The organism is Arthrobacter sp. SPT-J7 (assembly GCF_059089965.1).
The window spans coordinates 316,966-342,590 of the sequence record NZ_JBNHFF010000002.1; the positions used below are offsets into that span (position 1 = coordinate 316,966).

Here is a 25,625-nt window from a genome sequence, read left to right on the forward strand (position 1 = left end):
TCAGACTGGCGATGTCCTTCCTGACACTAGCCCGATCGAAGATTGTTGACAATAGGATAATGCGACCTTCATCATGGGACGCATGACTTCCCTTAGCCCTCTGTTGAAGCAAGCGACCCCACTGGTGGTCGATCACGCCCTGGGCAGTTGGATCCACGCAACTGATGGAAAGTCGTATCTAGATTTCACTACCGGCATCGGTGTGACGAGCACGGGCCATTGCCATCCGCGGGTAGTGGAGGCCGCTCGCGATCAGGTGGGAAAGATCATCCACGCGCAGTACACCACCGTGATGCACAAGCCCTTGCTGGCACTGACCGAGAAGCTTGGTGAGGTACTGCCCGCAGGTTTGGATTCGCTGTTTTACGTCAATTCCGGATCGGAGGCGGTCGAGGCTGCAATTCGTTTGGCCAGGATGGCCACGGGCCGGCCAAACATTGTAGTGTTTCAGGGCGGTTTCCATGGTCGGACGGTAGCGGCGGCGTCGCTCACCACTGCCGGAACGAAGTTCTCTGCAGGGTTCTCCCCGCTGATGTCCGGGGTACACATGTCCGCCTTCCCGTATGCCTACCGGTACGGCTGGGATGAGATGGCCGCAGTGGAATTCGCATTGAAGGAACTGGATTACCTCCTCCAGACCCGCACCGCGCCCAACGATACGGCAGCATTCCTGATCGAGCCGGCCCTCGGTGAGGGTGGGTACCTGCCCACCCCGCCGGCGTTCCAAGAGGGACTGCGCGAGCGGGCCGACCGACACGGCATCCAGCTGATCTTCGACGAAGTCCAGACGGGGGTGGGCCGGATGGGCATGTTCTGGGGACACGAGTACTCCACCGCCACTCCGGACATCCTCATCACTGCCAAGGGCATAGCCTCCGGTTTTCCGATCTCCGCCATCGCCGCTTCCACCGAACTGATGTCCAAGGGCTGGCCCGGGTCCCAGGGCGGAACCTACGGCGGGAATGCGGTCTCTGCCGCCGCTGGCGTCGCCACCCTCGATGTCATCCGTGACGAAGGGCTGGTGGAGAACTCACGGATCCGCGGCGAGCAGCTCCAGACCGGACTCAAAGAAATTCAGGCCCGCTTCCCCGTCATTGGCGACGTCCGCGGCAAGGGCCTGATGCAAGGCATTGAATTCACCGCCGAAGACCACACCCCCGACACCGCCACCGCAGCAGCAGTCCAGCAGGCCACCACCAACCATGGCCTGCTCACCCTCACCTGTGGCCCCGCAGGCAACGTCGTCCGCCTCATCCCCGCCCTCATCGTCACCGCCGAAGAAATCACCACCGGCCTCGAACGCTTCGAAAACGCCATCGCCACCGTCACCGGGGCCGTTTCCGCGAAACGTTAAGCCCACCATGACGGATGCTGTTCGCTCCCCCGCAGGCCCATCCGGCACCCGCCGAACAGGTCCGCCCGATGCCGGTTTCCCTGGCGTGCTTGCATGCCTGGCATCCGCGGGCGTGGCTTACGAACCCAGCGCCGGCCTCCCCCTTCCCTTGTAACCCAGAAAAGGATCACTGATGAGCCTTCAGTCAGCAGCCTCCCGAACTTCGCAAAAGGCGCTTGACGCCGTCGCAAAGGTCAGCACGAACCTCTACATTGACGGAGAGTGGACCGAAGCATCTTCCGGCGCCCGGTTCGATGTCATCAATCCTGCTACCGAGGAAGTCATCGCCAGCGTGGCCGATGGCGGCCCCGAGGACGCACGCCGCGCGATCGAAACCGCCGGCCGGGTCCAGAAACAGTGGGCCAAAACCCCGCCCCGGGAGCGAAGCGACATCCTGCGTCGGGCCTTCGACCTAATCATGGCCCGCCAAGACGAACTCGCTTTGATTATGACCACGGAGATGGGCAAGCCCTTCGCCGAGTCCAAAGGCGAGGTGGCGTACGCCGCCGAGTTCTTCCGCTGGTTTTCGGAGGAGGCTGTCCGCATTGACGGAGATTTGACCACCACCGGCGACGGCAAGAACCGCATCCTCGTCTCGAAGGAGCCAGTAGGACCCTGCGTCTTGGTGACACCATGGAACTTTCCGCTGGCGATGGGCACCCGGAAGATCGGCCCTGCCATAGCGGCCGGCTGCACCATGGTCTTCAAACCCGCCAACCTCACTCCCCTGTCTTCGCTGGCACTGGCGGACGTCCTGGCAGAGGCTGGCCTGCCCAAAGGTGTTCTGAACGTGGTGACGACCTCCAGAGCCTCCGACGTGGTCACCCCATGGATGGAAAGCGGCATTGCCCGAAAGGTGAGCTTCACCGGGTCTACCGGAGTGGGCATCCGCTTATTGGAGCAGGCTGCCAAAAACGTCATGCGTTCTTCCATGGAACTGGGCGGGAATGCTCCTCTTATTGTCTTTGAAGACGCGGACTTGGACCGCGCCGTTGAGGGCGCTTTCGCTGCCAAGATGCGGAACATGGGTGAAGCCTGCACCGCCGCCAACCGAATTTTCGTCCAGCGCACCGTCGCTTCTGACTTCTCTGTCCGCCTCGCGCAGCGGCTGAGCGCCCTGAAGGTCGGCGACGGCGCAGTGAGCGGCACGGAGGTCGGCCCCCTCGTGGAGGAAAAGGCTCTCAACAAGGTCCAAGAGCTCGTCAATGACGCCGTCGCCAAGGGAGCCAACGTGGTTTGCGGCGGCTCCCGCCCGAAGGGCAGCGGCTACTTCTACGCCCCGACGGTACTGTCCGATGTCAGCGCCGACGCGGCGCTGATGAGCGAAGAAATTTTCGGCCCGGTGGCGCCCGTCATCCCCTTCGACTCCGAAGACGAGGTGGTGCGGTTGGCGAACGATACCCCGTGGGGCCTCGCCAGCTTTGTTTTCACCCAGGACCTAGACCGCGCCTTCCGCGTCGGTGAGGAGCTGGAGTCGGGCATGGTCGGCCTTAACACAGGCATCGTCTCCAACCCAGCGGCACCGTTCGGTGGCATCAAAGCCTCCGGTCTGGGCCGCGAAGGCGGACGCGTGGGCTTAGATGAATTTTTGGAGATTAAGTACATGGCCATCCCGCGGGTTTAGGGAGCGGAGCCGTCCTTAAAAGCGTGCGGAAACCCAAGGGAAATCAAGGGATCAGCCGCATCAGCGCGTCCTCCATGTGCTCGGCCATAAGCTTCTCAGCGAGGTCTGAATCTCCCTTGGAGATAGCTTCAGCGATGCCTTTGTGCTCGGCTATGCGCTTGTCTGCCGTAGCGTACGTACTTTTCAGGGCGTTGAGGCACATCCGGGTTTCCGTCAGCAGAGTGTCGTGCATCTTCTTCAGCCGAGGGCTGCCGGCGAGCTCAACCAACAGGGCATGGAAGCTCATGTCCGCTTCAGTCATAGCTTCGCCGTTGGGGCTTTCCACCGCATCCTCCATAGCCTGCACGGCTTTCATTAGCTGAGCCCCGTTGCTCTCCGGGTTCGCGCTGGCTACGCGACGGATGGCGGCTGCTTCAACCGCGGTTCGGGCCAGGTAGATATCCCGGAAATCGTCCTCGTCCATGCTGACGACGAAGAGGCCCCTGTTCCGATAACTAACGAGAAGCCCTTCCTGGGTGAGTCGCTGCATGGCCTCCCGCAGGGGCCCCCGGCTGACTCCCAGCTCTTTAGCAAGCTCGGCTTCACCTAGTTGGACGCCTGGAGCGAAGTCGCCTCGGGCGATTGCATGACGGATACGGCGGGCAATAATGGCCGGCGTAGGCTCCTGCACTATTGGGTCAAGCACGCCCCTTTTCATCCTGATCTCCATCCTTGCTGCATAAGCTTCACCAACTGTTTTTGGTTGAGCTGAGGAAGCTTCGCTGTCCGTGTCTCATGTCTTTAGTCGACAATCTCATAGTTTACGGCTTGCTGTAAGCCCGACCTCCGTCTCGTGCCGGTGGACATCCCGGGCCAGTAGTTCGGCACGGAGTCTTCACTGCCTCCTCAGCCCGGTCAGCCCGTCGGCAGATTTTGCAGAACCGGCCTTGGCCCACCGCAGGCTAACCGGCAGCCGCCCATCAACTACGCGCGCCTGCCGCTGCAACTCATCGTCACCCCCAGCACTGGTCCACCTACCGTCGTGCTTAGCAACCGATTTGGCTGGGGCAGGCACGCCCTGATGGGGACCGCGCTGACGTAGCTACCGAGCCCAAAGCAACGCAAGGAAACAGCGAAAAAAGTGTTGATGTGATCCAGATCGCGGACTATGCTGGCACCACGGCTGCAGATTGTGAACAAAAGGCAATCGACCGAATGTGCATCTGTGGCCGCCTTCGGCCATCGGCACAGGGAGAAACACATGAAGCTGAACAGGAAAGCCAATACCATCGGAGCGCTTGCACTGGCGGCCACCCTGGCGCTAACGGGGTGCGGGGCAATGGGCGGCTCCGGGAATGGTCAGACAGGGGAGGCCACAGGCTCCGGCTCCGGGCAGAACTGGAGTACGCCAGCCCTCAATACGGCCCTGAACGGCAAGACGACCCAAACCACCTATACGCCCATCGCGAAGGACAAAATCAACAAGAAGTGGAAGATCTGCGTCCTGTTCCCTCATATGAAGGATTCCTACTGGGCTGCAACGAACTACGGGACCCTGACCGAGGCACAGAGGGACAACGTTGAGTACAGCATGTTTGAGGCTGGAGGCTACACCAACCTCGACAAGCAACTAAGCCAGATGCAGGACTGCATCAACGGCGGCTATGACGCGATTATTCTCGGCGCCATCAATGCAACGGGCGTATGTCCCCAGGTGGCTGCCGCGCTGGAAAAGAAGATTCCGGTGGTGGACTTCATTAACGGGACGGACTGCCCCGAGTCCAAGGACAACCCGCTCTTCTCCCACGCACTCGTCAGCTTCCACGACCTGGCAGTGACGACGGCCAAGTACATCATCAATGACACCAAGGGGTCACCCGCCCAGGTTGGCTTCTTCCCCGGGCCGGAAGGCGCCGGATGGTCCGACGCAGCAGTCAAGGGTTTCCAGGACACCATCAAAGGAACCAACGTCAAGATCGCGGAAATGCGGCGCGCCGACCCAGGCCTGGAGATCCAGCAGAACCTCATTGAAGACACGCTCAAGGTTCATCCCGAAATCACCCACGTCGTTGGAGTTGATATTGCTGCCGAAGCCGGGGTGAATGCGGTGCGGGACACCAACATGACCGGGAAAGTCGACGTCTACGCCTTCGACATCATCCCGCCCGTATACGACGCGATCAAAGCCGGCGACGCCGTAGGCTCGCCCACTGACTTCACCACCATCCAGGGGCGCATGGCTATTGACCAAGCCGTGCGCATGCTGGAAGGCGAGAAGCTGCAGGCGCCCACGTCCGGACCTGTGCCCAAGATGATCACCCAAAAGAACGCCGCCGACGTGCCCTACACCGAGATGTTCGCGCCGCGGGACTTCAAGACGGTGACCAGCTGGACTCCGAATAGCTGATTCATCCGCCCGGGGCCAGGGGCCCCGGGCGGATGCCCGTTTCGTGGGCACCCGCATCGGAAGGAAGTGAAGCTGGCATTGGAACAGCATTCGATCGTTGCACTCAGCCATATCATCAAGACGTTCGGGCCCGTGAGGGCGCTCAAAGGGATGTCGCTCGACCTTTACCCCAGCGAAGTGCACATCCTGCTGGGCGAGAACGGCGCGGGAAAATCAACGCTCGTGAACATCCTCCTCGGCAACTACCAGCCCGACAGCGGGACGATCACCGTCCGGGGCTCGGAGGTTGCCCACCATTCCCCCGCAAATGCGCGCAAACTGGGCATCAACGTCGTGCTGCAGGATTTCAGCTTGGCCCCGACGCTGTCCGTAACCGAAAATCTGTTCCTCGGCCGTGAGCTGAAAACCTTCGGGTTCGTGAACCGTGAAAAAATGCGGGCCATTGCCCGGGAAAAAATCGCTCAGCTGGGGGCAGCGATCGACCCGGACGCGGAGGTTGGGACGCTGCCCAGGGCCGAACAGCAGCTTGTGGAGATCACCAAAGGGCTGCTCGGGACGCCGGGAATTCTCCTTCTCGATGAGCCCACGGCTGCCATCAGCGAGCGGGAAGCCGACCGCCTATTCAAAATCATCGACCGGCTCCGGGACGAAGGCTGGGCACTTCTCTACATCACTCACCGTATGGAGGAAGTCCGGCGCCTCGGCGACCGGGTCACCGTGATGCGGGACGGCACGTTCATTTCGACCCATACCCTCGAGGAGGTCTCCGAAGAGCAGCTGATCACCGACATGGTCGGCCGGGAACTCGCGGCCGTGTATCCGGAAAAAACCGAAACCGCAGGGGAACCCCTGCTGGCGATAGAGGACATATCTACAGCTGACGGAAAGGTCACCCAGGCATCCCTGCGGGTGTGCCAGGGCGAAATTGTGGCCGTAGCCGGGCTCGTGGGATCGGGGAAAAGCGAACTCGCCAAGGCCGTCTTCGGTCTAATCCCCTTGTCCAGCGGTTCCGTCTCCGTCAGCGGAAGAACATTCACCAAGCCCAACCCTCGCCAGATGATCCAGTCGGGTATCGGCTTCATGCCTGAGGACCGCAGGCGGGAAGCTCTGGCGCTTGATCTCAGCGTGCAGGAGAACGTTGCGCTCGAAGTCAACCGGACCAAGAAGTACAGCACCCTGGGACTTCTCCACGGAGCAAAGATTCGTACCCTCGCGCAGGCGCTGGCCGAACGGCTCGATATCCGGCCGCGTTCGGTTACCGCGTTGGCCCGGGCACTGTCTGGCGGCAATCAGCAGAAGGTCGTTCTGGCGCGCGCCCTGACCCGGGACCGGAAAGTTTTCGTGGTTTCCGAGCCTACTTCGGGCGTGGACGTTGGGGCCCGCCAGGAAATTTACGCCAACCTGCGCAAACTGTGCAACGACGGCGCCGGCGTCCTCATGGTCTCATCCGACCTCGAGGAGGTCGTGGGGCTCGCCGACCGGGTCTATGTGATGAACGGCGGGCGTGTGCAGGCGGAGCTCGTGGGCGATCAAATCACAAACGAAGCCGTTGTCGCTGGTGCCTTCGGGCATGCAGTAGGCGCGCAAGCTTAAGGACTGCCATGTCAACAACCGAAGTGAAAAGCCCGGCCACTGCCGTCGGCGGTGGAAAGAAAGTAAACCACCAGTACTGGCTCAGGTTCTTCAGCAGCGTCGGACCGCTTCCGCCGCTGCTGGTTGTGATGGTGGTCGTCTTTGCCTTGGCGAATAACCGCTTTTTGGAGCCAGACAACCTGCTTTCCGTCTCCCAGCAATCCGTCACGCTCCTGCTGATTTCCCTAGGACAGATGCTCGTACTGGTAACCGGCGGATTTGATCTGTCCGTAGGGGCAACCGTTGCGCTGGCTTCCATTGTTTCTGCCACAATGATGCAGAAAGTCTATGGCGGCATACCGGAATTCGCCGGCCAGTCGATGATCATGGGTTTCGTCGTCTGCATCGCGGTCGGACTCGTCGTCGGATTGGCCAACGGCCTCGGCGTCGCCTTCCTGAAGGTCAACCCGTTCATCGTGACACTTGCGACCGCCACCATCGTCACAGGCATCACGCTGGTCTACAGCGGCGGAGCCACCGTATCCGGCCTGCCACGGGAGTACATCGTCGGCCTTGGCTCGGGCTTCACCATGGGCATACCCAACCTGGTTCTCGTAGCACTGCCGATCGTGGCGATCGTTTTCGTTGCACTGAAATGGACGACCTTCGGCCGCCACCTGTATGCCATCGGCGGGAATGCACTGGCAGCGAAAACCGCGGGCATCCAGGTGCGGCGGAACCTGATAGCCACCTACGTCATCTGCGCCATCCTGTCCTCCATCGCGGCCTACCTCCTGACGGCCCGCAGCGGCTCGGGGCAACCGACCTTTGGAGGCGCCTTTGCCCTTCAATCCATCACCGCTGCCGTCATCGGCGGTGCTTCGCTCCAAGGCGGCCGCGGTGGCGTCGGCGGCACCGTCCTGGGAGTCATCTTCATCATGCTGCTGGGCAACGGGATGAACTTCATGCGGCTCGATACCAACATGCAGAGCATCGCCTTGGGGTTAGCGCTCGTTCTCGCGGTCCTTGCGGACCGTTTCCGTGCCTCGGCCAAGGCGCGCCTCATCGCCAAAGGAGTCAGCTCATGAGCGCGCCCGTATTTGAATCCCTCATGGTCACCAACCGGGGTGAGATCGCCCGGCGGATCATCCGCACGGCGAATGCCATGGGAATCCGGACCATCGCCGTCTGCTCGGACGTGGATACAGAACTGCCCTTCGTGAAGGAAGCCTCGGAATTCGTCTCCCTCGGACCGGCCAACCCGGCCGAATCCTACCTGAACGTCGACAAACTGATGGACGCTGCCCGAACTGTCCGGGCTTCGGCCATCCACCCGGGCTACGGTTTCCTCGCCGAAAACACCGGCTTCGCCCGGCGGGTTATCGACGGCGGCATCGCGTGGGTGGGGCCTTCGCCGGAATCGATGGACATGGTGGCGGACAAAATCAACGCCAGAAACCTGATGCAGGCCGCCGGCGTGCCGGTGGCGACAGGATCAGCCGAACCGGTGAGCGACGCCGCAGAGGCAGTCAAGATCGCCAATGCTGTCGGTTATCCGGTCATTGTTAAACCATCCGGAGGCGGCGGCGGCATCGGAATGATAGTTGCCGGCAATGACGAAGATCTGAAGGCAGCCTTCGATACTGCACGGTCGCGTGCAGAGCGCTTTTTCGGGGACTCGCGGATCCTCATTGAACAGTTCATTCAGCACGCCCGCCACGTCGAGGTCCAGATCCTCGGGCTCACCGATGGCAGGGTCATAGCGCTCGGAGAGCGAGACTGCTCGGTTCAGCGCCGCCACCAAAAGGTCGCCGAGGAGTCGCCGTCTCCGGGAATAACACCGGAACTTAGGTCCCGGATGCTGGACGCCGCGGTAAGAGCGGGGACAGCCGTCGGGTACCGAAATGCCGGCACCGTCGAATGCCTGGTGGATCCGGTGCGGCAGACCTTCGTTTTCCTGGAGATGAACACCCGGCTGCAAGTAGAGCACCCTGTCACCGAAGCCGTGTTTTCCATCGACCTTGTCGAGGAACAACTCCGCGTCGCCGCCGGCCAGGACGTTAGCTTCGACGCCGGAAACCTTCAAACGACAGGACATGCCATAGAGATGCGGGTCTATGCCGAGGACCCCAAACGCTTCCTGCCATCGCCCGGGCGCATCAGTGAGTGGACGGAACCAACAGGAGAAGGTGTCCGGGTCGACAGCGGTTACGCGGCCGGCAATACCGTGACCACGGCCTACGATCCACTTCTGGCAAAACTCATCGTGAGTGGGCAGGACCGGGAAGAAGCACTCGCACGCGCCCGGTCCGCCGTCGCAACGTTCCACGTGTCGGGGCTAAAAACCAATCTCCCCTTTTTCCAGATGCTACTGAACGATCCTGCCTTCAAGTCAGGCCGCTACAGCACCGGCATTGTGGCCGATGTACAGAAGCGGGCTGCCGAGTCGAAAGCAAAGGATGAGACAAGTCAGGAGGAGCACGCAAGATGAAGCCTTACGAGGCCTCCAACCAGCACCTCTCAGAACAGTGGGCAGGGGTACCATCCGCACTTTACGAGCAACGGGCGGCTACTGACGGCAAACCCTCGGTCACGTACCGGCTGGCGGGCGACAGTTATCTCTTGGTTGAGTTCGGTGACATGGATTTTGACCTAAACCTCAACTTCTTTGTCCACAACATCAACAGCGAGTTGAACCAGTCCCGCCCTCCGGGACTGGTTGAAACATCCCCCGGTTTCCGTTCGATACTGCTCTCCTATGACCCGGCGAAAACAAACGTCGCAAATCTGGTTCTGGCACTGGACGATACCTACGACAGGGCAGCCGCTACGGAAAACATGGTCCTTCCCAGCCGAAGAGTTAATCTTCCTGCTGCGTTTCACGATTCGACGTCCAGAGCAGCTGTAGCCCGTTACGTCCGCAGCATCCGTTCGGACGCCCCCAACTGTGTGAACGACAACAACGTCGATTACACGATCACCTACAACGGGCTTCGGGACGTTGACGAGCTGATTGACATCGTCACAGGGACGGACCTCTGGGTCGGCTTCATCGGGTTCTTCCCCGGACTACCCTTCACCTTCCCGTTGGATCCGAGGAAGGTCCTCTTCGCTCCCAAATACAACCCGACACGTACCTGGACAGCGGAAGGAGCCATCGGTCTCGGCGGACCGTGCTACTCGATCTACCCCGTGGAATCGCCGGGCGGCTACCAATTGCTCGGCAGGACGCTGCCCGTGTACGACATCCAGCAGCGCAACCCTGCTTTCGCCCAGTCGCCTCTGCTGCTGCGCCCATGCGACCGGATCAGATTCCATGCCGTTTCCGAGCAGGAACTGGCGGATGCCTTCGAAACCGTCCATCGGGGCGACTACGTCTACGACATACAGGACGAAGACTTTGACGTCGCCACCTATAACACCTGGTGCGCCTCGCTCGTCGCCGAAGCTGCAGAATTTACCACCAAGCGGGATACCGCTGCCGCGGCAACCGCCGTCCCGTGAGGAGCCACCGATGTCCATTGAAGTTGCTCAACCCGGGATCCAGACAACAGTCCAGGACTGGCCTGGACGAATCGGAATGCTCTCGCGCGGTTATTTTCCCGCCGGTCCGATGGATGATTTCGCCTTCCGGCTCGGCAATGTCGCAGTCGGCAACAGCCCTGACGCTGCCGGTTTGGAAATCACATTGGGCAAGACCAAATTCCGGTTCCGGTCCCCCGCCACCGTGGCAGTAACCGGCGCCGCCGGAGAAGTGACGGTCGACGGCAGCCCGGTGCCACAGTGGGCCGCCGTCGACGTTCCCGCAGGTGCCGAACTGAAAATTGGTCTGGCGGCATCCGGGTTCAGATTCTATCTGGCCGTTAGAGGTGGAATCGATGTGCCCCAAATCCTCGGTTCCCGGTCCACCTACACCATGGGTTCCCTTGGAGGGGTTGAAGGGCGGGCGCTTGTTAAGGGAGACGTACTGGACATCGGAAACTCGGGTACCGCGCCTGTAGCGGAACTGCCTCAGGAACGGATCCCCGAGTATCAGCACGACTGGGATCTGGAAGTCGTACCAGGGCCATTTGCTACGCCGGAGTTCGTCACGGAATCGGACGTTGAGGACTTCTTTGCACGGTCCTGGACCGTTGACCAGAATTCAAACCGTACTGGTATCAGGCTGGACCCTGCGAGGCTGCAATGGGCCCGGTCGGACGGCGGTATTGCCGGCGGACATCCATCCAATATCCTCGACACCGGCTACCCTCTCGGCGGAATCAATCTCAACGGCGATACTCCCGTGATCCTCGGACCTGACGGGCCCACATCCGGCGGCTTTGTCGTATTCGGAGTCGTACCGAAGGCGAGCCTGTGGAAGACCGGCCAAATGCGGCCGGGGACCGACACGATCCGGTTCAAACCAATTTCCATCGATAACGCATACGCATTGGACGAGGAACGTTCCGTGCTCATGTCTGCAGCAGCAGGAGGGACCGGACAATGAACCCAGCCATCGAAATCAACTGCGACATGGGAGAAGGCTACGGCCGCTGGCGTTTCGCGCCGGACGAAGAATTCATGCCCTATATCAGCGCCGCTAACATCGCCTGTGGCTTCCATGCTGGCGATCCGAGAATCATGCGCCGCACGGTCCGCGCGGCAGTCGACCAGGGCCTCCAGATTGGAGCGCACGTCTCGCTGCCGGACCTTCTGGGCTTCGGACGACGACGAATAGCGGTCTCGGCGGAAGAGCTACAGGACTACACGCTGTATCAGATAGGCGCCCTGAAAGGCTTCGTGGAGGCCGAAGGGTCGAAACTTTCGCATGTGAAACCGCACGGGGTCATGTATCTGATGTCGCTGGAAGACGAAGAGCTGGCCGAAGCCGTCATCGCCGCCGTCGCGGAAATAGACAGCTCGCTCCCTCTCTACTGTTTCGACAAGCGGCACACGGAACTCGCCGCCCGTTACGGCGTCCGGCTAGTCCAGGAAGGATTTGTCGACCTCGGCTACGACGACGCGGGCAACCTTCTCATCGAGCGGGAAAAGCAGGCTTGGGACCCCGCGCTTGTGTCCTCACGCGCCATCAGGTTTGTGCGGGAAGGGAAAGTGGCCACAGTGTCGGGGCGAGATCTCGACATCTCCCCGGAAAGCATCTGTCTGCACGGGGACGCACCGAACTCGGTGGAGGTTATTCGCACAGTTTGGCAGTCCCTGCAGGACGCGGGCATATCTGTGCGTCCGTTGACGGAAGGCGAAAACTCAGCGACGGAACCGGGCTAAACCTTATGCGTATCGAACCGACCCCGGAAGGATAGGAGCAACGAGTTGAGTGAGCCGGTACTGGAACCGATCCTCATCGACGGGACGGTGGACACCATTGTTAACCGGCTGCGGGGCGCTATCGAAAGTGGCGCCTACTCCCCCGGCCAACAGCTGCGGGAAACCAGTCTTGCCCGGCAGCTGAACGTCAGCCGTTCGCCGGTGCGCGAAGCAATGCAGCGGCTCATACAAGAAGGTCTCCTGCACCGGGTACGCAACCGCGGGGTTTTTGTCCTAGAACTATCCGAGGCGGATATGGATGACCTATCCGTCGCGCGTCAGTCAGTTGAAAAGACAGCAGCGGAGGAGCTGGCGAAGAATCCAAGGAAAGAGATCTTCGACGAACTTCACAACGTCATTGTCGACATGACGTCAGCCTCCGAATGCGGACGGCCCTGGTCGGATCTGGTCGACTTGGACCTGGCGTTTCACACGGTCTTGGTCGGGAGCCTCGGCAACAAACGTCTCTCGGTCTTTTACCAAACCCTCCTCACCGAAACGCGCCTGTCGCTAATGATGCTGGAGAAGTCGTATCCCCAACCAAAAGAGATAGCGGCCGAGCACCAGGAACTCCTCGCCAACCTGAAAGGAGGAAACATCGCGGACCTGGACGAGCAAATTAAACAACACATGGACCACACGAGCCAGCGCCGTCGATTCATGATAAACACATCGCCTTAAAAGCCCGGTTTTCCGAGGAGGAACGCAAATTGAGTGAAGTACGGTCGGATCTGGCTGCGAACGTCTGGAAAATTCTCGTGACGCCCGGAGCGTCTGTGGAGGAAGACGAAACCATCATGATCCTCGAATCCATGAAAATGGAGATTCCAGTTGAAGCCCCCGAATCCGGCGTTGTCGCGAACATCTCCGTGTCCGAAGGGGACGCTGTCGCGGAAGGACAACTACTCGCCGTCCTCGACTAACCGGGCGGGCAAACACACACTCCAGAACGCCCACGTCCAACTTCGCCTGAACGAGCTGAATCCGCTCATCGCGCAAGCAAGCGACGCGCAGATCGGCCAGCTTACGAGGCACAGGGCAGTCCGGAGGCGACTTACCAAGAAATTGCTCTATTGGCCTGCCTAGGAGAACAAACAAATGGCTACCGAAGCAACCGTTCTTACCCCGACGAACCGTCCAAAGCGCTCAGGCGAGGCACTATGGAGTGCCCAGGCGCACATGCCCTCCGTCCTGCAACACCGCATCGTCATTACCGAAGGGAGCGGCGCGTACCTCACGACCTCGGACGGACGCCGCTTGCTCGACGCCACCGCCGGACTGTGGCACGCAAACATAGGCCACGGAAGGGAATCAGTGGCGAAAGCGGCTTATGACCAGATGTGCAAACTGGAGACTTACCACGTATTCGGCCGGTTCGCGAACGACGTAGCACTCTCCCTCGCGGACCGGATCGTGGCCATGGGTCCGATGCCGGCCGCCAAAATGATTTTCAGTAGTGGCGGGTCGGACTCCGTCGACCTGGCCTGCAAGATCGCCAGGCGTCACTGGCAGCTTGAAGGCATGGCGGACAAAAAAACCATCCTCAGCCGGACTTACTCGTACCACGGGCTCCATGCCTTCGGTACGAGTATCGCCGGCCTCGACTTTAATCGTGAGGGCTACGGCGCTGGTTCGCTCGTCCCCGAGACTGCCCTGGTTCCCACAAACGATATTGAAGGCGTTAGGACCGTCGTCGACGAAATCGGCCCTGAGAATATTGCCGCCATTATCACCGAACCAATCATAGGCACCGGAGGGGTAATTCCGCCGGCCACCGGATATCTTGAAGGACTGCAGGAAATCGCTCAAAGAAATAACATTCTTTTGATCGTTGATGAAGTCATCACCGGATTCGGCCGGACAGGCTCCATGTTCGCCTCCCAAAGATTCCATCTCGAGCCCGACATGATTCTGCTAGCCAAGGGAATTACATCCGGTTACGCTCCGCTGGGGGGCGTCCTCGTCTCCGACCGGATCTGGGGACGCTTTTATCGAGGGCAGGACGCCCCCGTCCTGAGGCACGGCATGACGTATTCGGGCCACGCAACAGCTTGCGCGGTTGCACACGCAAACCTCGCCATCCTCGAGAACGAACAACTCGTTCTGCGGGCCCAGGAACTTGAATCCGTCCTCGATAAGGCCCTTGCCCCTCTTGCCTCACATCCTCTCGTGCAGGAAGTCCGCAGCGGCGTTGGATTTCTCGCCGGCGTCCAGCTTGCACCCGAGGCAGAGGCCGAGGCTGTAGCCAACTCCTGCATTGACAACGGCGTCGTCGTGCGGCCGCTGCGCGGCAACACCCTCCAAATCAGCCCCCCATTCGTTGTGGAAGACGAGGATGTTCACCTGATCGCGAAGACTATCGGGCAGGTCCTGGACGCAGTCACTAGTACTCCCCCGCCGGCATCATCTGGGCCAGCGTAGACAAACAAGACGAGGAAATTTTCCACGTTGATAACGGTCGAGATGGGGAAGGCTCACTCCTAAGCCCGAACCGGGGTTGTGTCTCAGCCCAAAACTTCGTCGACATAGCACCAGCGCCACGACTCACCCGGTTCGACGCTGCGCATGACCGGGTGCCCCGTGGTGCTGTGGTGCCGGGCCGCATGCAGGCCGGGGGACGAATCGCAGCACCCGACGTTGCCGCATTCCAGGCACAGGCGCAGGTGGACCGGCGTGGTTCCTTCGGTGAGGCAGTCGAGGCACTGCGGGTCGGCCGGAACCGGCCGGTCCGGTGCCGGGCCCAGGTGCCCGCATCCGGCCGCCACCTCCTGAGGTGCAGCCAAGAACGCCCCATGGCGGGTTCCGCACTCGCCGATCGCGGCGTCGAGCATGGATTCTTCAACATCCAACCGCTCCAGCACCTCATCCACCACCTCGGCAGGGTAGGCACCCGTTCCGCGAAGTTCCAGGACTTTGGCCCGTTCGGCGTCCAGCATGGCCACCCGCAACTGCGCATAGCGGCGGCTGGGGGTGCGGATTTCGGTTTCCGGCCGGCCCAGCCGCTCCCAGGCTGCCAAGCTGCGCTCCTGGGTCCGGCGCTCCAGCATGGCCAGGACTTCCGGCGGATCCTCTGGCACAGCGGCCGTGCGCAGCTTCTCCAGTCCTGCGGCCACGGTCTGCTGGAGCATCGAGGCCTGGGTCAGCGCGTCCTCCCGGGGGTCTGGACCATGCAGTCCCAGCCTGCGTACCAGCCAGGGCAGGCTGAACCCTTGCAGCACCAGAGTTCCGCCCACTACGGTCAGGGCGGCGAGGACGAGGACCTGGCGGTGGGGTATGTCTTGCGGCAGGACCAGGGCCGCTGCCAGGGTCACCACACCACGCATCCCGGCCCACGAGACAACGGCGGGTACCTGCCAGCCCGGAACTGGGTCCGATCGCCTGATCCGCGGGATCAGGCGCGGGAGATAAATGGCGGGAAATACCCAGACCGGGCGCAGGACCAGTACCGCAAGGAGCACCACCGCGCAGGTCCACCAGGCGCGCCCGATGCCGAGCGGGTCAGCGTTCGCGGCATCAATGATCGACCGCACCTGCAGCCCGATCAGCAGGAAGACGGAATTTTCCAGCAGGAACTGTACGGTGGCCCAGTTGCTGCGCTGGCTCAACCGGGATGCACCGCCGGGCATGGCGGGACTCCGGGTGCCGATGATGAGTCCGGCGACGACAACCGCCAAGACGCCGGAGGCATGGATTCCCTCGGCCGGGATGAACGCCACGAAGGGAGCTGCCAGCGACATTGAGGTATTGATGGCGACATTTCGTACCCTCCTGCGGATCTGCAGCAGCAGCCAGGCAGCAGCCGCTCCGGCCGCTGCTCCGCCGACCACCGCGAGCAGGAACTCCAGTCCGATCTGCAGCAGGGTGACGCTGCCGGCTATCGCGGCGATCGAGGCCCGCAGTAGGACCAGTGCTGTTGCATCGTTGACTAGCGACTCGCCCTCAAGGATGTTCACGATCCGCCGCGGCATGCCCACCCGCCGGGCGATGGACGTGGCGGCCACGGCGTCAGGTGGCGCGACCACGGCGCCGAGGGCAAACGCGGCCGGCAACGGGACGTCGGGCAGCAGCCACCAGACCACCAATCCGGTGGTGACGGTAGCGAAGATCACGTAGCCGACCGAGAGCAGTCCGATCGACCGCTTGTTGGCCTGGAACTCCACCACCGAGGTGCGCAGTGCTGCCGCATAGAGCAAAGGCGGCAGGATCCCGATCAGGACGATGTCCGGGATCAGGACCACGGTTGGAATGAAGGGCAGATAGGATCCCGCTACGCCGGTCAGCACCAGCAGGAGCGGGACGGAGACTTTTAACCGGCGGCCGAGCGCGCTGACCGCGCAAACCACCGCCACCAAGGCCAGCAGGCCAACGGCGACGTCCATGAACCTATTCTGGCAGGATGCTCCGGTCAGCGGGGGAGCGCACAGCAATTCCGCGGCACTTGAGCTCGGAGTCATTCACGTCAACAAGCAGAGATTTACGGGTCGTTCCTGAGCGAGGCGCGTCCGTAATCGCTTCTTGAGTCAGCCTGAGTGAAAGACGTGTTGACCATGCTCGTAGACATCAACCGGGCCGTCGTCAGAAACCTTGATTGCCAGGCCACAAATGCTCGCGTTCCACGCCGCGGTGCTCCTTGCGCCATGAAACCGCTTGAGATCCTGACGTCCCGCCGCAGCAAGCGCTGCAGGGCTGGGTTCGGTGATCATGCTTGCGACGTCGATGATCCTACCGTGATCGTCCAGGATCACGGCGCCGTCAATACCGGAGGCCGCTTGCAGCACTCTGATGGACGTCGGGTCCCCCAAGACGCCGCCCGACACGGACGACCGGAGGGTGCGCGCAACTCGGTCCGGGTGCGCATGGTCTGGAACGATCTCGGACGGATCTACGTCGGCGTCCAAGAAGACAAAGAGCGATCCGCGACGTTCGTACCTGCATCCCGCCACAAGCCGTAGCGCGTGTTCGGCAACATCAGTGCCCAGACGGGCTTCCAGTAATCGCCTCAGCACGCCCCAGTCCTGATACAGCCAACTGCCCCGTGAATTGATAAAGGTCACTCCTGTCGACAGTGCGAAGTGGATGTCGCCGGACGGCGACGCAGAGAGGATGGAAGTGTCCGTCCGGAGAAATCCGTACAAACCTTTCAGACCCTCGACAGGGGCCAGGACATCTGAATCTTCCCATTCCCCGGAAGTGTCAGCGAAGCCCTGGGCGGCACCGCTTTGACCACCGGCGACAAGTGCAAACTTGCCGTTCTGTAAGAATGCCTTCAGCCATTTCTCATTGAGAAGAGCTTGCTCGAACGAAAGCGGTTGATGAAACGGATGGAATCGAGCATTCGCGCGTTTGGCGAATGCGGGCAAATGCTTGGCCAGCACCACGTTCCCCGTGAACCGAGAACCTTCGTATGTTTGGCGCGCAGCGGCCTCGAAGATCCTGATCCATCGAAGAAGTTGCGTGGTCGAGAACGGCGACAAGCGAGCCGCAGCCCGCAAGAACTGAGTCGCTGCCAACGCACTCCATAAGTCCTGTGCCTCTGATACATCACCTACAACCTGCAGGTCCGCTCGGAAGACCGACAAAACTCTCTTGAGCAGACGGATTTCATTCGGCGAAGCTAGCCGACCGGCCGGGAGGCCAAGGGTAACTGTCTCTCGATGATCGGCCGAAGCAACCCACGCCTCATAACGACCGTCAACCACGTGCGCGAAGCCCACACGCTCTGCGCTCGGTGGCGCGTTCTCGGTGCGTTCAATGGACCAACCTTGGACAACCTCGTTGAGCAAGTTGGCCAATTCGGCAGCAAGGTCGTGGGTCGTCAGAACGGGCATGTGGCAACCGCGGGTTGTCGACGCGCCCGATCATTATCTTTAGCGTCGAGACTGCGACGATCCAATGTGGACCTCCGTCGTTGCCTTGCGCTCGTTAGGCGCGTCGTGCAGCTTCTACCGGAACGAAGTAGCCAAATCCTCCACGGCCAACACTGGGTGATGCCGTGCTTTTCACACTACTCCCCTCACGAGATGTTAGAGCGCACAGCTGAATTCAACCACTTCACGTAACCGAATAACCCGCTTATACAGGTGCTTATTCTCGGCGTAGCGAATGCAAGGGCGGAATCGGTGGCAGCGCATTCATTTGGGGATGGGGCGGACAAGGGAATAGCCCCACCCCCGCGTAATGCACGTGAGCTGGGATAAATCCTGCACTCAACACCGGGGTCGGGCTGCACAGCCGGACGCCGGCGCCGGCACAAACGGGGCAACTTGGCTCATGGCTACCTTCCATCGCGGCATGCTTGAAATGTTCGGCCAGTGTTCTCTCTGCCTTTTCCTATGCAGTTCACACCGCCGTCGAGCGGGTGGTTAGGCTGGGTGGATGGCGACAGTTCTTCTCGTGCGGCACGGCCGCACCACAGCCAACGCCACTGGACTGCTGGCCGGTCGGGCAGACGGCGTCTGCCTGGACCAGGTCGGGCTCGACCAGGCAGCCCTGACCGGAGACCGGCTCGCGGCCGTGCCCGTAGTCGGGGTGGTGTCGAGCCCTTTGGAGCGTTGTCGGCAGACCGCCCAGTTCATCCTCGATCGCCAGGCTGGCTCGCCCTACGCGCCGATCGATCTCGATCTCACCGAGTGCGATTACGGCGAGTGGCAGGGCCGCCCGATCAGTGATCTCGCGACCGAGGAATTGTGGCCGGTTGTGCAGTCGCAACCGTCCGCCGTCGTCTTTCCCGGCGGTGAATCTCTGGCCTCGATGCAGGCTCGGTCGGTGGCAGCGATTCGACGCCGCGATGCAGCCTTTGAGACGGAGCACGGGCCAGGGGCCGTGTGGGTGGCGGTGAGTCACGGCGACATCATCAAGTCAATCCTCGCCGACGCGCTTGGCATGCACCTTGACCTGTTCCAGCGTATCAACGTGGGTCCGGGGTCCGTATCGATCGTAAGTTACGGCGTTAGTCGACCAAGCGTCTACGCGACCAACACCGACGCCGGTGACCTGTCGTGGCTGTCGAACGGCATCCGTTCTGCCGATGCGCCGGTGGGCGGCGGTGCAGGGCAGCAGGCGCCGTGAACCTCATAGGACTAAAATACTGACATGCCTACACGTGTTTACGAGTTCGCCTGGCCTGATCGGGTCGTCGTTGGCACCATAGGCGTTCCGGGGGCGCGTACGTTCTATTTGCAGGTGCGTGCGGGGACGGAGATCGTGAGTATCGCCCTGGAGAAGCAGCAGTCGGCTCTGCTGGCAGAGAAGATCGACGAAATTCTCGACCAGCTCATGGCCGTCGAGGGCAACCCCTTCAGCATTCCCCCAAGTACTCCCATTGAACTTGTTGACAATGACCAGCTCGAGGCAGTCCAGGAGCAATTTCGCACCGGCTCCATGACCTTAGGTTGGGACCCGACGACGGCGCAGGTCGTGATAGAGGCCTACGCCATTACCGATGTTGATGCCGACGACGACGAAGCGCTTGATGTGGGCGGTGCTGACGCGGCCGAAATGCTGCTGGTGCGAATGCCGGTCGGCACCGCCCGCGCGTTCGCCAAGCGCACCCGTGAGATCGTAGCCGCCGGACGTCCGACCTGCCCACTCTGCGGTTACCCGATAGACCCCGACGGGCACATCTGCACCCTTCCCGAGGCCTGATGCCAGCGCCGGACTTGGTGACCGCCGAGCTGACGCTCACCGGCCGCATCACGACGGCTTCAAACGCGACATTTCTGGGCAGCATCGGCGACGTGGTGGTCGTCTATAAGCCGATAGCAGGGGAAACTCCGCTGTGGGATTTTCCGCGCGGCACCCTGGCTCACCGGGAGGTGGCCGCCTACCTGGTCTCGCAGGCCTTCGGCTGGGACATCGTGCCGCACACCTGGCTGCGCGATGGTCCGCTGGGTGAAGGAATGGTGCAGCTCTGGCAGGAGCAAGACCCCGCCCAAAGTGCCGTGGACCTGGTCGCGGCGGACCAGGTGCCGGAGACGGGCTGGAAACACGTTCTCAAAGGTCGAGATGAGAACGGACAGGTGGTCGCCCTGGTTCACGAAGACTCGCCGGCGCTTAGACGCATGGCGGTGTTCGACGTCATCGTCAACAACGCCGACCGCAAAGGCGACCACATTCTTGCCATGACGGACGGACGCCGGCAGGGTGTGGACCATGGGCTGACCTTTCACCGTGACCACAAGTTGCGCACCGTGCTGTGGGGATGGCTGGGAGACGCTCTAACCGCCGAGGAATGCGAAGGCATAGACCGTGTCAGTGAAGGACTGCATGGTGGGCTGGGCCGAGACCTAGCTGACCTGCTCAGCGCCGAAGAAATAGCGTCGCTCGCCGCGCGCTGCGCCCGGTTGCGCTTGGCAGGTCGGTTTCCGGCTCCAAGCGGGCAGATGTCTGCGGTGCCTTGGCCGCTGTTCTAGCTCGTTATGCTTGTTCCCCTGCCCGGGCCCGCCATGCAGGGAGGCCTGATTCTAACCAGCTGCACCTACTAAAACCTAGCGGGTACATGCCAGTGAGGCACCACCGCTGTCCGCTGCAGCTGGCGCTCGCCTTGTACTACCCAACTGGTTGTCCAAAGGCCAAATTTAGTTTCTCCAAGACGGGGCTCAGCGGCCTGTTCCTCGTGGCCTTCGGCCTGCCGAGTGCCGTCGAGCTGGTGCGCCTCATAGCGGCGCCAGTGTGCGTGCTGCGTGCCAGGCACGCATTTAAGACATAGAGCAGCCTAGGACCGTTTTCGAGAAGCTATTATCACTGTCTTTTCAGGGTTGTCTTTGGCGTGCGGCTGCGAGGTATGGCGCTGTCCGGCTCCTTGTGGAGCGCGCGACCACGGCTGGTGTTCCTGCGGCGATGATCTGGCCGCCGCCGTCGCCACCGGCAGGTCCCAGGTCGATCACCCAGTCAGCGCCCGCCACCACGTCCATCTCGTGTTCGACCACGATCATGGTGTTGCCGGCGTCGACGAGCCGATGCAGCTGCGCCATCAGAAGCTGGACATCGGCGGGGTGCAATCCTGTGGTGGGCTCATCCAGCAGATAGAGCGTGTGGCCACGCTGGGCGCGCTGCAGTTCGGTGGCGAGTTTGATGCGCTGGGCCTCGCCGCCGGAGAGCTCGGTGGCGGGCTGGCCCAGCCTCAGATATCCCAGACCCACCTCGCGCAGGGTCTGGAGGCTGCGCGCGGCGGTGGGGACGTCGGAGAGGAACTCGGCGGCGGTGTTCACCGTCATGGCCAAAACATCGGCGATGTTCTGGCCGCGGTAAGAGACCTCCAGCGTTTCCGGCTTGTACCGCGAGCCGTGGCACTCCGGGCAGGGCCCATAGCTGCCGGGCAAGAACAGCAGTTCCACGGCCACGAATCCTTCCCCCTGGCAGGTCTCACAGCGGCCCCCGGGCACATTGAAGGAAAACCGTCCGGCGTCGAAGCCCCGGGCGCGGGCCTGGTCCGTGGCGGCGAATTCCTTCCGCACGGCGTCGAAGAGTCCCGTGTAGGTCGCAAGGTTGGAGCGCGGAGTGCGACCGATCGGCTTCTGGTCGACCTTCACCAGCCGGTCCAGCTGATCCAGCCCGGAGACGGATCCCAAGCTCAGCGATCTGCCGGGGTTCCAGGCTGCGGAGCCTTGGTCCTTCGGCGCCGGATCCCCGGTGGCGTCGGCGTCCAGATGCAGCCGGGCGCCGACCGCCTCGCCGAGAACTTGACTGACCAGCGTCGACTTGCCTGAGCCGGACACACCGGTGACCGCGGTCAGCACCCCCAGCGGGAAGTCGGCGTCGAGCTTGCGCAGGTTATGCCGGCTGATGTCCCGCAGTTCCAGCCAACCCGCTGCTTCCCGGCGTGCACCACTGCTGCAGGGACCGTCGGCGGCCAAACCGCCATCGGCCGTCCCACCGGAACCGTCCGGGAACAAGAACGGCCTCGTCACGGACTTGTGGACCTCGGCGAGGCCAGCTACCGGGCCGCTGTAGAGCACCTCGCCTCCTCCTTCACCGGCGCGCGGACCCACATCCACCAGCCAGTCCGCGCGGCGTACCACATCCATGTTGTGCTCCACCACGAACACGGAGTTGCCGGAGGACTTGAGCTGCTCCAGGACGGCGAGCAAGGGTTCGGCGTCGGCGGGGTGCAGACCGGCCGAGGGCTCGTCGAGCACGTAGATCACGCCGAACAGCCCGGAGCGGAGCTGGGTGGCGATCCGAAGGCGCTGCATCTCCCCGGGAGAGAGCGTGGGGGTGGAGCGGCCCAGGGCGAGGTAACCCAGCCCCAGGTCCAACAGCACGGTGATCCGCAGCAGCAGGTCCCGGGTAATGGCGACGGCGACCTCGTTGCCTTCGCCTGAAGACTGCTTGCGCGAGGCGGTACCGGCTGCTGTGAGTTCCGTGGTGGGCCGGATGATTTCGGCCAGTTCGGTCATCGGCAAGACGTTGAGCTCGGCAATGGTTTTTCCGGCGAAGGTCACGGCCAAGGCCTCTGCCCTGAGCCCGCTACCGCCACAGCGCGGACACGGTCCGGTCTGCATAAAGCGCAGCACACGGTCGCGCATGGTGGTGCTTTTGGAGTCGGCCAGGGTGTGCAGCACATAGCTCCGGGCGCTCCAGAATCGGCCCTTGTACGGCTTGGCGACGCGGTCACGTTGCGGCGTCACTTCTACCACGGGCTGCTCTTCGGTGAAAAGGATCCAGTCGCGGTCCTTCCTGGGTAACTTCCGCCAGGGGGTTTCGATGTCGTAGCCGAGGTGGGTAAGGATGTCTCGCAGGTTCTTGCCCTGCCAGCCACCGGGCCAGGCGGCGATGGCGCCGTCGCGGATGCTGAGGGAGGGATCAGGGACCAAGGAGGCCTCGCTGACGGTGTGCGCGAGGCCCAAGCCGTGACATTCCGGGCAAGCACCGGCCGCAGTGTTCGGGGAGAAGGCGTCCGAGTCCAACTGACCGGCGCCCTCCGGATAGCTGCCGGCACGCGAGAAAAGCATGCGCAGCGAATTGGACAGCGTGGTGACAGTGCCCACGGTAGAACGAGCCGTGGCCGTGCCGCGGCGCTGTTGAAGCGCGACGGCGGGCGGCAGCCCCGTAATCTGCTCCACCTTCGGGTTGTGCCCCTGCTGGATGAGCCGGCGGGCGTACGGCGCGACGGATTCGAAGTACCGGCGCTGGGCTTCGGCATAGATGGTGCCAAAGGCCAAGGACGACTTCCCTGAGCCTGATACGCCGGTAAACGCCACGATGGCGTCGCGAGGCACGTCAACATCCACGTTGCGCAGGTTGTTTTCCTGGGCGCCACGGACCCGGACAAAGCCGTCTGTGGAGTGGTCTGGAGCCAGCGTGGACAAGGTCAGCGCCGGCAGGTCGAAAGCATACTGGTCACTAGGCATCAATCCGACTCTATCGGTGAGCGTGAGTCCGTGAAGACGCCGGCTGCGGGGCGGGCATCTGCGACGTCCTAGGACTTCAAGACCGACTTATGTCTTGTGGCGCGGGCCGCGCATCCGGTTGGATTGCTTTAGGTGGGCCTCAGGTGCAGCCGAGGGAACGATATCGTGGGCTCATGGCCGAAATTCGTGGACTAGACGACCTTCTGACGGCATTAAACGCGGGAGAGACGATCCACGGAGGATCGCCACACCATGAGGCTATGCATGCCGCGAGCCAAGAGTCGCTGCGCATCACCGCCGAGCTCAACGGACGGTACCACTCCCCCGGTGAGGTACGGGCTTTGATAAGTGAGTTGACCGGACGCGAGGTCCCCGAGTCCTTCCAACTCTTCCCACCGTTCAGTGCCGATTTCGGCAAGAACATCCATTTCGGCGCTGATGTTTTCGTCAACAGCGGGTGCCGCTTTCAGGACCAGGGCGGTATCGAAATCGGCGATGGGTCCCTCATTGGCCACAATGCCGTGATCACGACGTTGAACCACGACATGTTGCCGAGCCGACGCGCAGACATGCATCCGGCCCGCGTCGTGATCGGCGTGGGCGTGTGGTTCGGGGCCAACGTGACTGTGTTACCCGGCGTGACCATCGGCGATGGAGCAGTAGTGGGCGCTGGTGCAGTCGTCACCAAGGACGTGGATGCGGGGGCAGTGGTCGTTGGTGTGCCGGCGAAGCAGGTGGGCACGGTGCCGGCCGGATAATTCCCTGTACGTGCCGGGACGTCACTGGTGCTGCCGGTTCAGCCATAACTGGCTGTCATTCCCAGTGCAGCGCTCAAGGAAGCGGTGCCTCCGCATAATGATGCACTAATGATGCGGATCGGCAAGGAGGCGTCCACCGCTGAAACCGCCATAACAAGGCAGCTCAGTCGAATTCAATCGACTGAGCTGCCTTGTCGCACTGAAGCGAAACCTTATACATGGAATCGAAATTCACCACGACCGTCGGCCGGCGTCAGGGATCAGGGCCGTCTTCCAAGACGTCCTACGACCGGAAACGGACCGTGGACAAACGGCACAGCCAGGCCCTGATCGCCCTCGCCAGCCGCCGCAGCAACACCCTGATTTCATGCTCAGGGAAATGGCCCTTTACGAGCCCAAAGTCAACCTCAATTGCTTGACAAGGCGCATAGGACCATCCTCAAGATCTCCATCCGATGCCGGGCTCTTTATTTGTCCCTTAGGTCATCTGCTAGCCGGTTCAGGTCCTGGACCCAGCCGGTGGAGCGGCCAACTGTGCCAACAGCGGCCTCAAAATTATGAAGTGCTTCCGCTAGGTTGTCCAAGGCCGTGGCGACATTGGCTTTCACCGCCGGGTAGCCTTCATTGGACCGGGGATCGGAGGATGCCGTGCGAAGCAGTTCCGCCCCGGCCTTGATAACCAGTGATGCCTCGGACTCGTTCATGCCCTTACCCCTGCCTAATGGATTGACGCTAAGGAACTGCCGGCCCGGCCCTGGTTATCTGCCGCCCTGACCAAGAAGTCCGGCCCGGACCCCGGTGGCATAGGCGGTGCCGATGGCCGGTGCCGCGTCCTGGAAAACGGTGCCCCCGCCGGGCAGGACCATGTAGGCCAGGAACTCCTGATCGAAGGTGACGATCCCCGAGTCCACGGCCTCCAGCTTCGCCCGGATTAGCAGGGCCAGCCTGTGCCAGCACCGGCGGGCCGCTTCCTCCGGGGACTTGGTGCCCGTCCCCGGCCTCCGCGGCTGCAGCGGATCACCCGCCGAGCCGGCCAGATCGGCCGAACCGGGAAGGGCGAGGACGAAGCGGAACTGACGATTACCGGCGGTGAAAGCGATGGCCGCCCTGCCCTCCTCCCAGCCGCAGCGGAATCCGGTGGCACCGTACCCGGTGAGCATGTCCTGGATTTCCACCCGGGACGCCGCACTGCTAATGGAGGCACCCCGGACATAATGAGTCGTCATATCTCAGG

The 25,625-nt window shown here is 62.1% G+C and carries 22 protein-coding genes and 1 pseudogene; 17 read left to right on the top strand and 6 right to left on the bottom strand.

What is annotated here, in order from left to right:
• The first annotated feature begins 82 nt into the window (after positions 1-82).
• Both AC5RWX_RS04290 and AC5RWX_RS04295 read left to right on the top strand, forming a co-directional pair.
• Positions 83-1,354 (top strand): aspartate aminotransferase family protein, encoded by a 1,272-nt coding sequence (locus AC5RWX_RS04290; RefSeq protein WP_494097025.1) that lies wholly within the window; start codon positions 83-85, stop codon positions 1,352-1,354.
• Positions 1,355-1,526: 172 nt separating this feature from the next.
• Entirely contained in the window at positions 1,527-3,017 is a 1,491-nt protein-coding gene (locus tag AC5RWX_RS04295; RefSeq protein WP_494097026.1) for an NAD-dependent succinate-semialdehyde dehydrogenase, read from the top strand.
• Between the two features lie 43 nt (positions 3,018-3,060).
• Here AC5RWX_RS04295 and AC5RWX_RS04300 read toward each other — a convergent pair whose 3' ends face one another.
• Positions 3,061-3,714, bottom strand: coding sequence for a GntR family transcriptional regulator (locus AC5RWX_RS04300; protein ID WP_493943785.1), 654 nt, complete (start codon positions 3,712-3,714; stop codon positions 3,061-3,063).
• Between the two features lie 543 nt (positions 3,715-4,257).
• On the opposite strand from AC5RWX_RS04300, the gene torT reads away from it, so the two are divergent.
• From torT to AC5RWX_RS04350, 10 genes are all read left to right on the top strand, one after another.
• Positions 4,258-5,403: a TMAO reductase system periplasmic protein TorT gene (gene torT, locus AC5RWX_RS04305; protein ID WP_493942478.1), complete on the top strand. Its 1,146-nt coding sequence runs from the start codon at positions 4,258-4,260 to the stop codon at positions 5,401-5,403.
• Between the two features lie 66 nt (positions 5,404-5,469).
• A complete protein-coding gene (locus AC5RWX_RS04310) occupies positions 5,470-6,996 on the top strand; it encodes a sugar ABC transporter ATP-binding protein (protein WP_494097027.1) in 1,527 nt (508 codons plus the stop codon).
• Positions 6,997-7,004: 8 nt separating this feature from the next.
• Positions 7,005-8,063 (top strand): ABC transporter permease, encoded by a 1,059-nt coding sequence (locus AC5RWX_RS04315; protein WP_494097028.1) that lies wholly within the window; start codon positions 7,005-7,007, stop codon positions 8,061-8,063.
• Positions 8,060-9,466, top strand: a complete 1,407-nt coding sequence (locus AC5RWX_RS04320; protein ID WP_494097029.1) for an acetyl-CoA carboxylase biotin carboxylase subunit — start codon at positions 8,060-8,062, stop codon at positions 9,464-9,466. Before AC5RWX_RS04315 ends, AC5RWX_RS04320 begins: the two co-directional genes overlap by 4 nt.
• Positions 9,463-10,479: a carboxyltransferase domain-containing protein gene (locus AC5RWX_RS04325; protein ID WP_493956452.1), complete on the top strand. Its 1,017-nt coding sequence runs from the start codon at positions 9,463-9,465 to the stop codon at positions 10,477-10,479. Before AC5RWX_RS04320 ends, AC5RWX_RS04325 begins: the two co-directional genes overlap by 4 nt.
• A gap of 10 nt (positions 10,480-10,489) precedes the next feature.
• Entirely contained in the window at positions 10,490-11,464 is a 975-nt protein-coding gene (locus AC5RWX_RS04330) for a 5-oxoprolinase/urea amidolyase family protein (RefSeq protein WP_494097030.1), read from the top strand.
• Complete coding sequence (locus AC5RWX_RS04335; protein ID WP_494097031.1) at positions 11,461-12,243, top strand: LamB/YcsF family protein; 783 nt, start codon at positions 11,461-11,463, stop codon at positions 12,241-12,243. The genes AC5RWX_RS04330 and AC5RWX_RS04335 overlap by 4 nt, the downstream gene beginning before the upstream one ends.
• Before the next feature lie 45 nt (positions 12,244-12,288).
• Positions 12,289-12,963: a GntR family transcriptional regulator gene (locus AC5RWX_RS04340; RefSeq protein ID WP_494097032.1), complete on the top strand. Its 675-nt coding sequence runs from the start codon at positions 12,289-12,291 to the stop codon at positions 12,961-12,963.
• 29 nt (positions 12,964-12,992) lie between these two features.
• Positions 12,993-13,205, top strand: a complete 213-nt coding sequence (locus AC5RWX_RS04345) for a biotin/lipoyl-binding carrier protein (RefSeq protein ID WP_493941777.1) — start codon at positions 12,993-12,995, stop codon at positions 13,203-13,205.
• 175 nt (positions 13,206-13,380) lie between these two features.
• Complete coding sequence (locus tag AC5RWX_RS04350; protein ID WP_494097033.1) at positions 13,381-14,703, top strand: aminotransferase family protein; 1,323 nt, start codon at positions 13,381-13,383, stop codon at positions 14,701-14,703.
• Between the two features lie 83 nt (positions 14,704-14,786).
• On the opposite strand, the gene AC5RWX_RS04355 is transcribed toward AC5RWX_RS04350, so the two are convergent.
• Both AC5RWX_RS04355 and AC5RWX_RS04360 read right to left on the bottom strand, forming a co-directional pair.
• Positions 14,787-16,661 carry a Na+/H+ antiporter gene (locus AC5RWX_RS04355; RefSeq protein ID WP_494097034.1) on the bottom strand — a complete coding sequence of 625 codons (1,875 nt, stop codon included), beginning with the start codon at positions 16,659-16,661 and terminating at the stop codon, positions 14,787-14,789.
• A gap of 141 nt (positions 16,662-16,802) precedes the next feature.
• Positions 16,803-18,110: a hypothetical protein gene (locus AC5RWX_RS04360; RefSeq protein ID WP_493943539.1), complete on the bottom strand. Its 1,308-nt coding sequence runs from the start codon at positions 18,108-18,110 to the stop codon at positions 16,803-16,805.
• A 547-nt stretch (positions 18,111-18,657) separates the two neighbouring features.
• On the opposite strand from AC5RWX_RS04360, the gene AC5RWX_RS04365 reads away from it, so the two are divergent.
• Genes AC5RWX_RS04365 through AC5RWX_RS04375 form a run of 3 tightly spaced genes read left to right on the top strand, consistent with a single transcriptional unit; the run spans position 18,658 to position 20,693 of the window.
• Positions 18,658-19,350, top strand: a complete 693-nt coding sequence (locus tag AC5RWX_RS04365) for an MSMEG_4193 family putative phosphomutase (RefSeq protein ID WP_493943541.1) — start codon at positions 18,658-18,660, stop codon at positions 19,348-19,350.
• 24 nt (positions 19,351-19,374) lie between these two features.
• A complete protein-coding gene (locus AC5RWX_RS04370; RefSeq protein ID WP_494097035.1) occupies positions 19,375-19,926 on the top strand; it encodes a DUF3090 domain-containing protein in 552 nt (183 codons plus the stop codon).
• Entirely contained in the window at positions 19,926-20,693 is a 768-nt protein-coding gene (locus AC5RWX_RS04375; protein WP_493943543.1) for an SCO1664 family protein, read from the top strand. Before AC5RWX_RS04370 ends, AC5RWX_RS04375 begins: the two co-directional genes overlap by 1 nt.
• Before the next feature lie 339 nt (positions 20,694-21,032).
• Here the strand turns inward: AC5RWX_RS04375 and AC5RWX_RS04380 are convergent, their stop codons facing one another.
• Entirely contained in the window at positions 21,033-23,633 is a 2,601-nt protein-coding gene (locus AC5RWX_RS04380; protein ID WP_494097036.1) for an excinuclease ABC subunit UvrA, read from the bottom strand.
• A gap of 173 nt (positions 23,634-23,806) precedes the next feature.
• Here AC5RWX_RS04380 and AC5RWX_RS04385 point away from each other — a divergent pair, with 173 nt between their 5' ends.
• The gene (locus tag AC5RWX_RS04385; protein ID WP_494097037.1) at positions 23,807-24,391 is read left to right on the top strand and encodes a DapH/DapD/GlmU-related protein; all 585 of its coding nucleotides are present in this window, start codon (positions 23,807-23,809) and stop codon (positions 24,389-24,391) included.
• Positions 24,392-24,657: 266 nt separating this feature from the next.
• Positions 24,658-24,788 (top strand): annotated as a pseudogene (locus AC5RWX_RS04390) (IS110 family transposase); the annotation flags it as partial.
• A gap of 70 nt (positions 24,789-24,858) precedes the next feature.
• Here AC5RWX_RS04390 and AC5RWX_RS04395 read toward each other — a convergent pair.
• Entirely contained in the window at positions 24,859-25,095 is a 237-nt protein-coding gene (locus AC5RWX_RS04395; RefSeq protein WP_493942339.1) for a hypothetical protein, read from the bottom strand.
• 54 nt (positions 25,096-25,149) lie between these two features.
• A complete protein-coding gene (locus AC5RWX_RS04400; RefSeq protein ID WP_494097038.1) occupies positions 25,150-25,617 on the bottom strand; it encodes a hypothetical protein in 468 nt (155 codons plus the stop codon).
• Between the last annotated feature and the right edge of the window lie 8 nt (positions 25,618-25,625).